The organism is Corynebacterium sp. CCM 9203, assembly GCF_041357675.1.
Taxonomy (GTDB): Bacteria; Actinomycetota; Actinomycetes; order Mycobacteriales; family Mycobacteriaceae; genus Corynebacterium.
In genome coordinates, this window is the sequence record NZ_JAUERY010000001.1 from 512,783 (window position 1) to 526,475 (window position 13,693).

12 protein-coding genes are annotated in these 13,693 nt (G+C 57.9%); 6 read left to right on the forward strand and 6 right to left on the reverse strand.

Annotation, left to right across the window (positions count from 1 at the left end; genetic code table 11):
- Window positions 1–47 precede the first annotated feature (47 nt).
- The 3 genes from QWU44_RS02250 to QWU44_RS02260 are packed head-to-tail and all read left to right on the forward strand — an operon-like array spanning window position 48 to window position 4,530.
- The gene (locus QWU44_RS02250) at window positions 48–1,697 is read left to right on the forward strand and encodes a peptide ABC transporter (protein ID WP_370914068.1); all 1,650 of its coding nucleotides are present in this window, start codon (window positions 48–50) and stop codon (window positions 1,695–1,697) included.
- Window positions 1,694–2,248 (forward strand): adenine phosphoribosyltransferase, encoded by a 555-nt coding sequence (locus QWU44_RS02255; protein WP_370914069.1) that lies wholly within the window; start codon window positions 1,694–1,696, stop codon window positions 2,246–2,248. The genes QWU44_RS02250 and QWU44_RS02255 overlap by 4 nt, the downstream gene beginning before the upstream one ends.
- Window positions 2,248–4,530 carry a bifunctional (p)ppGpp synthetase/guanosine-3',5'-bis(diphosphate) 3'-pyrophosphohydrolase gene (locus tag QWU44_RS02260; RefSeq protein WP_370914070.1) on the forward strand — a complete coding sequence of 761 codons (2,283 nt, stop codon included), beginning with the start codon at window positions 2,248–2,250 and terminating at the stop codon, window positions 4,528–4,530. Before QWU44_RS02255 ends, QWU44_RS02260 begins: the two co-directional genes overlap by 1 nt.
- A gap of 106 nt (window positions 4,531–4,636) precedes the next feature.
- Here the strand turns inward: QWU44_RS02260 and QWU44_RS02265 are convergent, their stop codons facing one another.
- The 4 genes from QWU44_RS02265 to QWU44_RS02280 form a co-directional block, all read right to left on the reverse strand.
- Complete coding sequence (locus QWU44_RS02265) at window positions 4,637–5,119, reverse strand: hypothetical protein (protein ID WP_370914071.1); 483 nt, start codon at window positions 5,117–5,119, stop codon at window positions 4,637–4,639.
- 225 nt (window positions 5,120–5,344) lie between these two features.
- Window positions 5,345–5,716 carry a hypothetical protein gene (locus QWU44_RS02270; protein ID WP_370914072.1) on the reverse strand — a complete coding sequence of 124 codons (372 nt, stop codon included), beginning with the start codon at window positions 5,714–5,716 and terminating at the stop codon, window positions 5,345–5,347.
- Window positions 5,717–5,922: 206 nt separating this feature from the next.
- Window positions 5,923–6,321 (reverse strand): hypothetical protein, encoded by a 399-nt coding sequence (locus QWU44_RS02275; protein ID WP_370914073.1) that lies wholly within the window; start codon window positions 6,319–6,321, stop codon window positions 5,923–5,925.
- A gap of 295 nt (window positions 6,322–6,616) precedes the next feature.
- A complete protein-coding gene (locus tag QWU44_RS02280) occupies window positions 6,617–7,474 on the reverse strand; it encodes a peptidylprolyl isomerase (protein WP_370914074.1) in 858 nt (285 codons plus the stop codon).
- Window positions 7,475–7,631: 157 nt separating this feature from the next.
- Here QWU44_RS02280 and QWU44_RS02285 point away from each other — a divergent pair, with 157 nt between their 5' ends.
- Window positions 7,632–8,279 (forward strand): MBL fold metallo-hydrolase, encoded by a 648-nt coding sequence (locus QWU44_RS02285; protein ID WP_370914300.1) that lies wholly within the window; start codon window positions 7,632–7,634, stop codon window positions 8,277–8,279.
- Window positions 8,280–8,369: 90 nt separating this feature from the next.
- Window positions 8,370–9,650, forward strand: coding sequence for a histidine--tRNA ligase (gene hisS / locus QWU44_RS02290; RefSeq protein WP_370914075.1), 1,281 nt, complete (start codon window positions 8,370–8,372; stop codon window positions 9,648–9,650).
- A 42-nt stretch (window positions 9,651–9,692) separates the two neighbouring features.
- On the opposite strand, the gene QWU44_RS02295 is transcribed toward hisS, so the two are convergent.
- Window positions 9,693–10,460: a hypothetical protein gene (locus QWU44_RS02295; protein WP_370914076.1), complete on the reverse strand. Its 768-nt coding sequence runs from the start codon at window positions 10,458–10,460 to the stop codon at window positions 9,693–9,695.
- A 131-nt stretch (window positions 10,461–10,591) separates the two neighbouring features.
- Here QWU44_RS02295 and QWU44_RS02300 point away from each other — a divergent pair, with 131 nt between their 5' ends.
- Window positions 10,592–11,233, forward strand: coding sequence for a hypothetical protein (locus tag QWU44_RS02300; protein ID WP_370914077.1), 642 nt, complete (start codon window positions 10,592–10,594; stop codon window positions 11,231–11,233).
- A gap of 9 nt (window positions 11,234–11,242) precedes the next feature.
- Here the strand turns inward: QWU44_RS02300 and QWU44_RS02305 are convergent, their stop codons facing one another.
- On the reverse strand, window positions 11,243–11,821 hold the full coding sequence (locus QWU44_RS02305) for a TetR/AcrR family transcriptional regulator (RefSeq protein WP_370914078.1): 579 nt from the start codon (window positions 11,819–11,821) through the stop codon (window positions 11,243–11,245).
- Window positions 11,822–13,693: the final 1,872 nt, after the last annotated feature.

Below are 13,693 nucleotides of genomic sequence, written 5' to 3' on the forward strand. Positions count from 1 at the left end.
GTATCCGAGGCGATATGATTCCCCGAAGACCAACAAGGACTGTTCGCATGGCCGACCTGCTGCCCCGAAAATCGGTGAAGAGCAAGTACTCGCTGTCACGAGTGTTCGCTGTGATTTCCGGGGCCTTGGTCTTTCTCGGTGCCTGTGGGACGCCTGGTGATGTCTCCGGTGAAGGGACTCTTCCTCCGGAACCGACACGGTTGACACTCGCCACGTCCTCTCCCTTGGCAACCACGAATGCGGCAAGCCTACTCGGTGCGTCGACAAGCGCTGATACCCTCGCTGGAAGGCTTTATCCACCGGCGTTTGTTCACGGTCCCTCCGGACAACAGATCCCGAATCGGGACCTCATCACCGCGCAGAAACTTCCGGGAGCGGAGCCCCGGGTGATCTACACCATTAATCCCGAGGCATCCTATTCCGACGGCGCGCCGGTGACCTGTACAGATTTTCTGCTCTCCTATAAAGCCGGTGTGCTTCCCGGTCTTTTCGACGCATTTTTGCCGCTCAACCACCAGGTGAAGAACTTGGACTGCACTGCCGGAGCGAAAGAGTTCACCCTCGTGTTCAATGAAGGCACCGGTGCACGGTGGAGGCACATGTTCGGCCCGGGGACGGTGCTGCCGTCGCACGCCATCGCCGCCAAGGTAGGGATCTCTGAAGGAGAGCTGGTCACGGCACTGGTCACGGAGAACGTCGAGGCACTCCGTCCGGTAGCTGATGTCTGGAACACCGGGTTCAACCTCAGTTCCTTTGACCCAGAACTTCAGGTTTCTTCGGGGCCGTTCACCATTGACAGAGTGGATGGGGACGGGACTGTCATCCTCCGGCGTAACGATCATTTCAACGGAGATCCCGCTGAGTCGGAGTCGGTGATGGTCTGGCCTAGGGGTACAGACATTGCCGAGCGCAGAGAAGAAGCCTCGGCGGTTCTCGCTGACTTCAGCGGTGGAACATCGGTTGATTGGGTGAACCGGGATGATCCGGGAAACACCGCTGATGTCGAGTACATGACCGGCGACCGGATCGAACAACTGGTTTTGGGGGATGGGAGCCTGTTCTCTGTACCGGAGAATCGTGCGGCGTTTGCCGCGTGCATTGATCAAACGGCTGTTGCAGCGGCATCGTCGAGAATCGCGGATCATCCGGTCCCGCCGATGGGGGTGAGGCTTTCCCCCGCGAACAGCCCCGCTACGGATCATGATCGTCCGATTTCCGACGCCCATCTCGGTGTCGATATCGCTCGCGCCCAGGTTCTTGCCGGAAGTACCGTGCGGATTGGTTACCTCGGCCCGGATGCACGGTTGGCGGCGATGGTGGAGGCGATCAGAGTTTCCTGTGAACCAGCCGGAATCACCGTGATCGACGCAAGTACCGAGGGCGGGACCCTCGCTGATCTCGATGTCTCCTCGTTTGACGAATGGTGGAATCCCAAGGTCACCGAGGGAGAACTCGATGCGTTGCTGGTGGCACTGGGGCCGGCTGCCGAGTATGGTTCCGTGAACGTCACTAGTGACGATCTCGAGGGTTTCCGGGCTGCCGAAGAACGGCTCTGGCAGGAGGTTCCGACCATCCCGTTGGCTGCAGAACCCCGCATATTTGTGGTGGACCGCAACGTAGGTAACGTTGTGGTGAATACCGGTAATTCCGGGATCGGGTGGAACATGGACCGGTGGCAGGAGAGTGAGGGACAATGACGTACGACAATGCGCGCGAGGCACTCGCAGCGAAGATCCGTTACGTCCAGGATTTTCCGGAGGAAGGAATCCTGTTCGAGGATCTGACTCCGGTTCTGGCGGACGCGGAGGCATTTCAACTGGTGGTCGATGAACTCGCGGACACGGCCGAGCGCTATGGCGCCCAACTGATCGGAGGCTTGGATGCGCGCGGTTTTCTCCTCGGCTCCGCTGTCGCTTACCGTCTGGGGCTCGGTATTCTCGCGATCCGCAAGAAGGGGAAGCTTCCCCCTCCGGTACACACCGAGGAATACCAACTGGAATATGGAACGGCAGCGCTTGAGGTACCGGCAGACACTGGGACGGATCTCGAGGGCGTCCGGGTCGTGCTCGTGGATGATGTACTAGCGACCGGAGGCACTCTCGTTGCAGCAAGGAAACTCCTGGAAAGCTGCGGTGCTGTGGTGTCTGGGCACGCAGTGGTTCTGGAGGTTCCGAGGCTGGGCGGACGGGAACGCCTCGGGGATAGCCCGCTGACCGTGATCAATGAACCTACCGATGGTGATTGCTGATGTCTCAGAACCGGCATGGCAGTAAACAGCAGGTCAACATGCGGAGCATGTCAGCACGACTGGCACGAAGTCTTACCGGGACCAGGACGAAGGTTGACCCGGTCCTCGATCCTCTGGTGAGCATTCACCGCAAGATACATCCGAAAGCGAACATTGAGGTTCTGCAGCACGCTTACCGTACTGCCGAACGTCTTCATGATGGCGTATACCGGAAATCCGGTGACCCGTACATCACTCACCCGCTTGCGGTAGCGACCATTGCCGCTGAAATCGGGATGGACACCACCACCCTGATCGCCGCGCTGCTCCATGACACTGTGGAGGACACGGACTACAGTCTCGAGGATCTCTCCGCCGAATTTGGGGAAGAAGTCGCTCGATTGGTTGATGGTGTCACCAAGCTCGATAAGGTGGCCCTAGGAGCTGCGGCAGAAGCCGAGACGATCCGGAAGATGATCGTTGCAATGAGCCAAGATCCTCGGGTTCTGGTCATCAAGGTAGCGGATCGACTGCACAACATGCGGACGATGCGATTCCTTCCACCAGAGAAACAGGCCAAGAAAGCTCGGCAAACCCTAGAAGTGATCGCCCCGCTGGCGCACCGACTCGGGATGGCGACGATCAAATGGGAGCTGGAGGATCTCTCTTTCGCGATTCTCTATCCCAAGAAGTACGACGAGATTGTACGTCTGGTGGCAGATCGTGCACCGTCCCGGGACAGGTACTTGGCCGAGATCATCTCCGATGTCCAATTCACCATGCAGGAAAACTCCATCACCGCCAGCGTGATGGGGCGTCCGAAACATTATTGGTCGATTTACCAGAAGATGATTGTACGCGGACGTGACTTCGACGAGATTTTCGATCTGGTCGGAATACGCATTCTCGTGGACAACCTCAATGACTGTTATGCAGCCATCGGTGCCGTCCACTCTCTCTATTCAGCGCTGCCGGGACGCTTCAAGGACTACATCTCGGCACCACGGTTCGGGGTATACCAGTCACTTCACACCACTGTCATGGGTCCGGGTGGGAAAGCCCTTGAAGTGCAGGTTCGAACTCATGAGATGCACTACAACGCAGAGTTCGGGATCGCAGCCCACTGGAGGTACAAGGAGACGAAGGGGTCCCACGCCGGTGAGCAGTCCGAAGTAGACCAGATGGCGTGGATGCGTCAGCTTCTCGACTGGCAGAAGGAAGCTGCGGACCCCAATGAATTCTTGGATTCGCTGCGATACGATCTTCAGGCCACTCAGATCTTCGTGTTCACTCCGAAGGGGGATGTGATCAACCTGCCGGTCGAAGCGACTCCGGTTGATTTTGCCTACGCGGTTCACACCGAAGTCGGGCACCGGTGTATCGGTGCCAAAGTCAACGGCAAGCTCGTCGCGCTTGAATCCACTCTGAAGTCAGGGGACCGTGTCGAGGTGTTCACCTCGAAGGATCCTGGTGCTGGCCCTAGCGCCGACTGGCAGAAGTTCGTCGTCTCTCCTAGAGCGAAAGCCAAGATACGGCAGTGGTTCGCCAAAGAACGTCGTGAGGAATCCCTGGAACTCGGCCGTGACGCGCTCGCTGCCGAAGTTCAGCGCGGGGGACTTCCGATGCACCGGCTTTTCACTGCGCAGTCCATGAAGACGGTCGCGACTGAATTGCACTACCCGGACGTCGATGCGTTGTACACAGCAATCGGAGCGGGTTCGGTGTCCGCGAAGCATGTGGCTTCACGCCTGATGGCCAACTTTGGCTCTGCGGACGAAGCCGAGGACGCGCTCGCGGCCAGAACACCATTCAGCGAGCTGGTCAGTTCTCGAAGCCAGGCTCCGGGAGACGGCACTGGCATCCTCGTCGAAGGAAGCCCCGACGTTATGGCGAAATTGTCTAAATGCTGTGGTCCGGTACCGGGTGACAGTATTTTCGGTTTCGTCACTCGGGGCGGAGGTGTCAGCGTACACCGCAGCGACTGTACGAACTCCGCGAAACTCCATCAGGAGCCCGAACGTCTCATAGCGGTATCATGGGCGTCCGAGGAATCCGGGAGTGTCTTTGCGGCGACACTCCAATTGGAGGCGCTCGATCGTCATGGACTTCTGTTCGAGCTGACTCGGGTCATCAATGAACAGCGTGTTACTGTCACCGCGATGAACTCGTATTCTGCGGAGGATCACGTCGCGGTTTGTCGATTCACCTTCGAGGTCTCCGATACCAAACAACTCGGCTCCCTCATGACCCAGCTTCGTAATACTGAAGGAGTATTCGACGTCTACCGGGTGTCCACCGGCTAACGTGGATCTCGTCGCAGGTCTGTATGCGAACGGAAACACCGTACACATCCTATCGGAAAAAGAGTTGTGTACGGTGTTCCGACGACTGTTTCTTCTCCAGGTGACTCTAGTGGGGAAGGTACTTCTGGATGAGCTTCGTCAGCGAGGCTGCCGCGGATAAGAGGCTGATGATGCCGACAACAGCCTTGATGATCTGCATGATCTTCGTGATGACCATTGCGGCCCTGGGACCCTCGACCGTGTCACCATCGAGATTCTTGTACTCGGTCTTCTCACTGGAGCCGATTCCCGAGGACAGTGCATTATCCGAGGAGCCCTCCACGGCGGTGGCGATCGGATCGGTCTTCTCAGCATCGGATTTGCCGGTAGTTGTGCCACCGGTACCTTCCTCGGTTCCAGCGGAATCCTTGTCGGACTTCTCGTCTTTGTTTGAACCAGTGCGGACTGACCCCTCGGTACTGCCGGATACCTCAGAAGATGAGCTGCCAGGCATGGTGTCCTCGGCCCATGCTGGGACAGAGAGGACGGAAGCAGTCAGGACGGTGGTGGTGACTGCGGAGATGAGTGTGGAATGTGAAATGAGTTTCATGGTACAGGTCCTCAATAGGGGGTAGGTCAACGGTTGACAGTAGCCCACGCATGATGTCGGTCATCCGGGGGGCATTGAGATTCTTCGATTATCAGACAACTTGCCTCGGGGATCACATCATCGTGGGGATGTGTGATGGCGGAAAAAGATAAAGCGGCCAGCCCCGTGAATACGACGGGGAGACCGCTTCATCATGTGCTTGTGCCGGGTAACTAGTTCCGGCTACTACGCTTTCGGGGCCAGTTTCTGGATGGCGTTGCTGATGGAGTAGATCGCGGTGAACAGCGAGGCGATCGTGGTCAGCATCTTGACGAATGCACCGATCTGCTTTGCGTAGTACTCGATCTTGGTGGTCTGCTTCGTCTTCCCGTTGTCATCGGTGTAGGTCACCTTGTCGCTGGAAGAACCGAGCGAGCCACTGCCCTCCTTATCGGCGTCGTCGCTCTTTTCGGAGCTGCCGTCGGTCAGCGTTGAGACGGAGCTTTCCTGCGCGTTGGTGTCATCATCATCAGCGAACGCCGGTGCGGTGATGACAGAGGCGGACAGGGCGATCGTGGTTGCTGCGGCGATCAGGGACTTGCGGGAGAAAACCTTCATGAGGATCCTTCTGTTGATGTATGGGGCGGGTGTCTGGCGCTAATGATAACCCAAATATCCGATTTATGTCGCCCCCACGCGTAAGCTAGGTGAAAGGACGGGACCAAACCGGTGTGAACGACAAGCACCACCACGTAATTATAACGTGATGGTGCTTTACTCCGGTGACCGTATCTCGCGGACGAGATCGTTCGGAAATCGGAGGATTAACCGGCGATCTTGGTGACCTTCTGGATTGCGGTGCTGATCGCGAAAATTGCGGTGAAGAGGGACGCAACGGTGGTGAGCATCTTGACCCAACCGCTGATCTTAGAGACGTAGTAGTCGACGGACGAGCACTTCTTCTCCGTGCCGTTCTTCAGGCAGGTCTTCTCATCTGAGGAAGAACCTTCGGAGGAATTATCGATGGAAGAACCCTCAGGGGAGTTCTTCTTCGGCTCCTTGTCGGTCTCCTTGTCGGTGTCCGCGGTGTTGGCGGAGACGCTGCTGTTCTCTTGGCTGCTGTTCTGGTTATCTGCGGCCATCGCCGGTGCGGCGAGACCGGTGGTGGAAAGTGCAACAACGGCGGCGATGGAGACGAGGGACTTACGGGAAAGCAGCTTCATGGAGATTCCTTTTATCGGTGTTGTAAAGCGTTGGTACTTGTAGACAGACTATCCGGTTACGTTGAATCCGCAACAAACCTGCGGTTGGTCGGGGTTGACTGGGGCGGTTTTGACCGCAGATATAAGGGAATATCAAGTTGTGAGGGTTGACTTAGGATGAATAATTCTGGCGTGTGGGGGTGGAAACCGCCCCCGGATGCGTGAAAAAAAGTTTGAGAGAGAGCGCTGGAGGCGTTGTGGGGAATCACAGTACTGTGATTCCCCACAACGCCTCCAGCGCTAAACTTGCGTTCGGTCAGCCGAGTTTCGCGGTCTCGATCCGGACCTCTTCGGAGGGAGCGCCGTTTGCTCCGTCGCCGTTGACACCGGCCTCAGCGATTTTGTCGAGGGTCGCGAGGCCTTCATCTGTGATTGTTCCGAAGTATGTGTACTTCGCGGGAAGCGGAGAGTCATCGTAGTTTAGGAAGAACTGGGATCCGTTGGTTCCCGGGCCCGAGTTCGCCATTGCCACTGACCCGCGTGGATAGACAACCTGGGTATCCGCATTATCGGTGTCATCCGTGGGGTATTCGTTCGGATAGATGAAGCCCGGACCACCTGTACCGGTACCTGTGGGATCGCCGCACTGCAGAATGAAAATTCCCTGGTTCGTCAGACGATGGCAGATGGTGTCATCGTAGTATTTATTGTATGCAAGGTGTTCGATTGCGTTGACCGTGCAAGGGGAGGCCGCGCGGTCAAGCTCCATTGGGATGGGGCCTCTGTTGGTGTTGAGGGTGAGTTGGACAGTCCCCGTGGCGGGTACGTCGGTCGTGTGGGTGGGGGTGTCGACTTCTCTGGCCGCTGGCTGATCTTCGGAGCTGTAAGTGCACGACACCTTGTCTGCCAGGGGGGTGGTGCGCTTCCCATCGAGTACGCGGATGTCTGAGTCTGTCTCTTGAGCCTGGGGAGTTTCTTTGTTGGCTTCGAGAGTAGCTTCATCGGAACCTGTGCGGGTGCTTGCGAACCAGATCCCTCCAACGATGAGGGCGATGACCGCAAGGGACGCGAAAGCGACCGTTAGCGGTTTCGTCTTTTCGGAACGGTCCCGGCTCTTCAGCTCGGCTCCCAGCTTTTTCATCGCTTCGGTTCTTCGGGTTCTGTTACTGGTCAACTTTTGTCCCCTGGTCGAATCTTGTTGGCCGACCGAGATACGTTTTGGTACTCAGTGGCCATGAACATTTCCCGCTCATCCTAGCCGGTGTCCATCACCGGGCAGCAGCCGCAGGGGGATGGACCCGGTGGCGCTGTTCAGCGGTTACGATGGGGACATGGAGATTCTCGGTTTCGCGGCCGGCCCGTATCAGACCAACACATGGTTGCTCGTCGATGGCGGCCGGTGTGTTGTCGTTGATCCGGGTATGCATGCGGCTCGGCGGGTTCTTGAGATTTTCGACGAGCGTGGGCTGACTCTGGAATCAGTGGTTCTGACGCACGGTCACATTGATCACACCCGGGACTCCGGAACCTTGGCGAATCGATTCGAGGTTCCGGTTTACATTCATCCCGCTGATCGGCTTATGCTCGATAATCCGGGGGCAGGAGTCTCGGCGGCATCAGTGCAGCTTTTCACCGCTGACCGGATGACCCGGCCAGCCATCGTTCGGGACCTGGAACACGGCACTCAGCTCAGTCTCGCAGGAACTCCGTTTTCTGTTCGGCACGCACCCGGGCATTCCCCTGGAAGTACACTCCTCGTCGGTGCAGGGGTCTGTCTCTCCGGGGACGTTCTTTTCCGGGGCACCATCGGACGTACTGATCTTCCGGCCTCTGACCCTGAGGCGATGGAACGGACGTTGCGAAATGAGGTTCTTGCCCTTGATGATCGTCTTCAGGTGCTGCCCGGGCACGGTCCGGCGACAACGATGCGTGCGGAACGCCGCACCAACATCTTTCTTCTAGGGCTGACCCAGGGCTGATCTTGACGATTGCGGTTGCCGGGTATCGGCTGATGGAAATGATCGGGCAGCATCGTTTTCGGTGTGGGGCATCCTCTATACTTTGCACCCGTGAGCAACTCCCCGAAATTCAAGCCGTTTTCCGCCCCCAAAGGTGTCCCGGACTATGTGCCGCCGGTGTCTTCTGAGTTTCTGGCTGTGCGTGAGGCATTCACCAGGCAGACTCATCTGGCGGGCTACGAGCACATTGAGCTCCCCATATTCGAGGAAACGGGCTTATTCGCGAGGGGAGTCGGGGAGTCCACGGATGTAGTGAGTAAAGAAATGTACAGCTTCGAGGATCGGGGCGGGCGCTCAGTGACTCTCCGGCCGGAGGGAACCGCTGGTGTGATGCGGTCGGTGATCGAGCACAATCTTGATCGTGGCCAACTTCCCGTGAAACTCTCCTACACTGGACCGTTCTTTCGCTACGAGCGTCCCCAGGCCGGACGGTATCGGCAGTTGCAACAGGTAGGAGTGGAAGCGATCGGGGTTGAGGATCCGGCTCTCGATGCGGAGACCGTGGCCTTGGCGGATCGGTGCTTCCGGGGTATCGGTCTGACAGGATTTCGGTTGGAGATCACGAGTCTCGGAGACCGCGAGTGCAGACCGGGTTACCGGCGTCTACTTCAGGAATTTCTTTTACGTCTTCCCCTGGATGAGGCGACGCGCCAGAGGGCTGAACTCAATCCGTTGAGAGTTCTGGATGACAAGAGAGTTGAGGTCCGTGACATGACCGCCGATGCTCCGCTCATGCCCGATCATCTCTGTACCGGATGTCGTGATCATTTCGAGACGGTCACGGGTCTTCTTGATGACATGGGTGTTGCCTACGTACTTGCGCCACGCCTGGTTCGAGGTCTCGACTATTACACCCGGACCTGCTTCGAGTTCGTGCATGACGGACTCGGTGCGCAATCCGGTATCGGTGGTGGCGGCAGATATGACGGCCTGATGGCGCAGCTAGGAGGTCAGGAACTCTCCGGCATCGGGTTCGGCCTCGGGGTGGATCGTGCGCTGCTCGCTCTTAAAGCAGAGAATGTCAGGGTCTCCGACGGTGCCCGGGTAGCGGTTTACGGTGTGGCTCTAGGTGAGGTCGCCCGTCGCCGGATGGCATTCGAAATCAATCGACTGCGGGGCGCAGGCATCAGCGCGGACATGTCCTTCGGCGAACGAGGTCTCAAGGGGGCAATGAAGGGAGCTGACCGCGCTGGGGCGCGGTTCGCCCTCGTCCTCGGGGACCGTGAACTAGAGTCCGGAATTGTCGCTGTGAAGGATCTCTCGGCCCACGAGCAGGTTGATGTCCAACTCTCTGAACTGGTGTCGTTTCTCCAATTGCAACTGAAGGCATGAGGTCACGGTCATCTTGCGCTGAGACCGACGTGGCGTGGATGATCAGAAGGAGACGGCGTCGAGTAGCGTCGGAATATCGGATGCCACCACGATCGCCAATGGGCGTTGGTCGCCATGTCCATTTTCTGTCACGATGACTGCCTCTGGCGTGTGTCCTGTGTCATCCCTTGATCCGAGACACTCGAGGACCTCCGGGACAGTTGCTGTTCGTGCCATGAGTTCCGCTCGATCTGTGCTCTCGGCAAATCTGAGAATGTCGGAGACGTTTGCGGCATCGATCCGGCCGTTGACTCCGAGATCATGGGCTATCCACCGTGCGACAGACCGTGATGTAAGCAAGCGATGGTAGTTTCCTTCCCGGTACACCGGGAACTGCGCGAATCCGGTGTCACGGATTGCTGCAAGAACATCGTTCACCGGGCTCTCCGGTGTGAAACCGATGATCCGATCCTGTTTCAGCACAGCGACAGCCGTTGGGGCAGCCAGGAGAACATCACGCAGTTTCCTAATTTCCTCGATGGTGTCGGGACGTGGATCAGCGATCGGGCGGCCACCGCGATACTCTCCATGGCTTATCGCATTCCGGAGATCGGCGAAAGATCGGAGTGCATCGGTTTGGGTACGGGTCAAACGATTCCGATTCGCGAGTTGGCGTACCATCCACGTGAAGGAATCCGATCGACGGGCGCCCAGTGTCTCGCGGAGGAAACCCTCGATCTCGTTGAAGGTCGTGAGAAACGCTGTGGCGGGCGATTCTCCGGGGGATCGTGTGGACTGCTTCTCGGACATGGCGGCTGATGATTCGGACACATCCACCACTGTAGCTTCGGGAGTTCTGCACGGTTGTGCACGAAAAGGATGGTATGACTTGTACAATCGGCCGCGTCAATGGTGCCGTTCCGCCGGTACTTTGCCCTGAAACCCGTGAGGAGTATTCACCAATGACCCGTAATCAGACCATACGTATCGCTGCAGCGGTAATTGCCTCAACTCTTCTGACAACGAGTTGTGGCACTTCAGATGACAAGAACGGGGAAGCCCCCACGGGAACTCCCTCGGCCATGATGTCCGTGCCACCGCTGACGGAGACCACTAACCCCGAGAGTCCCTCGTCGGTGCATGAGGAAAACACGCGTTCCAGCGTCACGGGGGCTGGGGTATCTGGTGAAGCGGACGAGGGGGAGTCCGCCCCGTCAGTCACGAATAATCCGCTTGTTCCGGATGCCGAATCGAAGCGCTGGGGCGGAGATGATTACGATCGGGATCTGGCGGCGAAGATGCCGGAGGATCCGCTTTACCCTGGTGATCAGGTACAGATCCTGGGACAGAATGGTGTGATCTGTGCGGCCGGTGGATTCTATGGAGTCCACTATATCGCGGCCCCGGTTTCTGAGGGATGTGGCGTTGCGGAGGAATCGATGTCCGCTGCTTTCAGAGGGGAGGATGCGACACGTAACGTACATTTCACGCAGCCCAGGTTGGTGAAGCTGGGTGACGGACGGGATGCCCGGTGTGTGGAGAAGGGTAATATTCTGTTCGAGTGCCGCGACTTCCAGGGGGTTCCGGTCTCCTGGTTCTGGTGACCGTTGCCCTCAGTATCTGAGGGGGCGGAGGGCCCCGTGTCTTAAGCCTGAAAGATAGATTTCCACGAGATTCGCAGTGATGTTCGGCTCTAGTGCGAGGACACCGGGTACTGGGGGGCGGGAGACCGTGAGGAGCCCGATCATGAAGGTGTCGTACTGAATTGATGCTTCGATGAGACCGTGTTTTTTGGCGGAATCGAGGATCATATTGCCCAGTTTCGCGGTGTCCTGCCTCAGATCCATCACATCTGGCGGTAGCTGCGTTAAATCGTCGGGGGCGAAAGATGACACAAGGGAACCGAGGCCCATTCCCACGAGCGAATCCACGTAGAGGAGCCACTGTCCCTCGGGGTCTGTATCCAGATTGTCTAGTACGGATCTCTGGAGCTCAATGGCACGTGTGTAGAGTCTCGCTCCGCATGCGTGCAGCAGTGAGTCGCGGTCGGGGAAATTCCGGTACAGCGTGGCGATACCGACACCGGCACGGTCCGCGATGACTTCCAGCGGAACCGTGTCCGGTTGGCTGCGGAAGAGCTCGCAGGCGGTGTCTATTATTCTGTTCCGGCGTTCGAGGGCATCGGTGCGCAACGGATGACTCCAGGTGTAGGGGGGGATGGGGTACCACGCTCTAGGTGGATGGTGAACTCAAGTGATAGTCGGAACTTCCAGTGCTGTCTAGTTGATCTCGAGGATACTGTTCTCTGGAGCACCGACCGGAAGACAGGATAACCGCATGGATCGAACTCGGATCCGGATTCTACTGCGTGATGCCGATGAAATCAGGTAGCTGGCTGGACAGGCGGTTCTTCTCCCCGATGTCATCCAGGCGGAGCCATCAGAGGCGGATCTTGGGGAGAATGGTTCATCTCGAGAGTGTGGGCGGGAGTATGATCTTCTTCCCCCGTTACGATCACCTGGCCACCGGATCTCTATATACGTGTGGAGATGAGGCACTTTGCTCAGATTGTGCACGAGTTGGCGTCCGTGGTCATGCGTATCGACGTCCTGCGTGATGATCCCGCTTCCACTGCGGGAACCGGCGGGTCGCTAGGCAGGTTCTGGGTTTTGCCCGAACTGATACCGTTGCTGAAACGACTACACAAATCTTTTGTCCCTGCTCCCGGATCCGCAGACCCGGTGGACGGGCGGGAGGGGGGGCGTGATGACCTGACGAAGGTGAGGTGCACCAGGGAACTGTACGGTTGGGACGGAGTGGCTTATACCCCGAACACATTGGCCCGCCCAGCACCTCTATTGAGCCTTTTCGAGATGCCGTGCTGAGGAGCATTGGCCCATCCACCGTAGGGATCGGATTTGATCGCCTTGACGAGGTGACGGTCGCAGCAGCCGGAATGGCTGTTGAGCGGATATTGGGCCACTAGGATTCTGAGGCACGTCTTAGGGAAGAGGTCGAGGAAGCTCTCTGGAAACTCACCCGTAAGTGCAGCCGGAGCTCACTTCACAGTTACCTCTGGATGTCCTCCGGCAACTTACTACGGATCGTCTCCGGTTCACAGGTTTGGAGAACTCCGGAATCACCATTGTCGCGGGTGTCCTGGCTGCCCCCGTTGATCGACTGACCGCGAGGTCAACGGAATCGGTGAACGGACGGCTCAGCGGATGAAGGTCGCCGCCAGAACCCATGTCGGGGAAAGATGAGAAACACCGGACACTGGGAATAGGGGAGGATCCTGTTCCCGAAGCCCTGGTTTGACACGCACACGATCTTGCTATTGTCAAGTTTCCGAACTTGACAAAGGCGGATGCTTGCGTCGCTATCGAGTACTTGATTTTCCGCGCGTTACCGCCCGGGCCCGTTCCTGATGAATATGATGTGGCGACCCAAGGTGACGGCACCGGTGAACCCTCGCTGGACATCCTTCGGACTGGTCTTGAGTGGGCCGCCGCGGCCTCTCTGCCGTTTCCTCATTCAATCATCGATTCTGGCGATGAAGCGTGGGAGGACTACCTTTCACCGACGACAGGTATTATCAGGCATTTCTCGTCGGCCTCCTCCGGATCGAGGCCGGAACGAGAGAGACGGATCCGCTTCTGGCCGACGACCTCGTTGGATGGATCCGGAAAATCCGGATCAACCGGATTTCCTCCGTCAACTACACCTTCGTGGGCGACAGTCCCATGGTGCCAGATTCGCGGTGGTACAACGTCGGATCATTCTGGGAGACGACAGTGGGCTGGGAAAACGGTCCAGGCTATTGCTGTCCTCGTGTATCTCGCCGCGGAGAGACATCAACCCCGAGCGGAACCTTGGACGTAGCGTTGTCGTCTCCGCGGCTTCGGTTATCGTGAACTGGTTGAGCGAACTCTGATCATTCTGCGCTCTGGAGGTGTTCGTTGCACACGGTCCGGACAAGCTCTCCGCCACTGGGTTGTGGCGGGACAGAGGAGGGTTCTCATCTGCACCTACGACGGTGTCGGGGCGCTCGATCTCGGGAACCC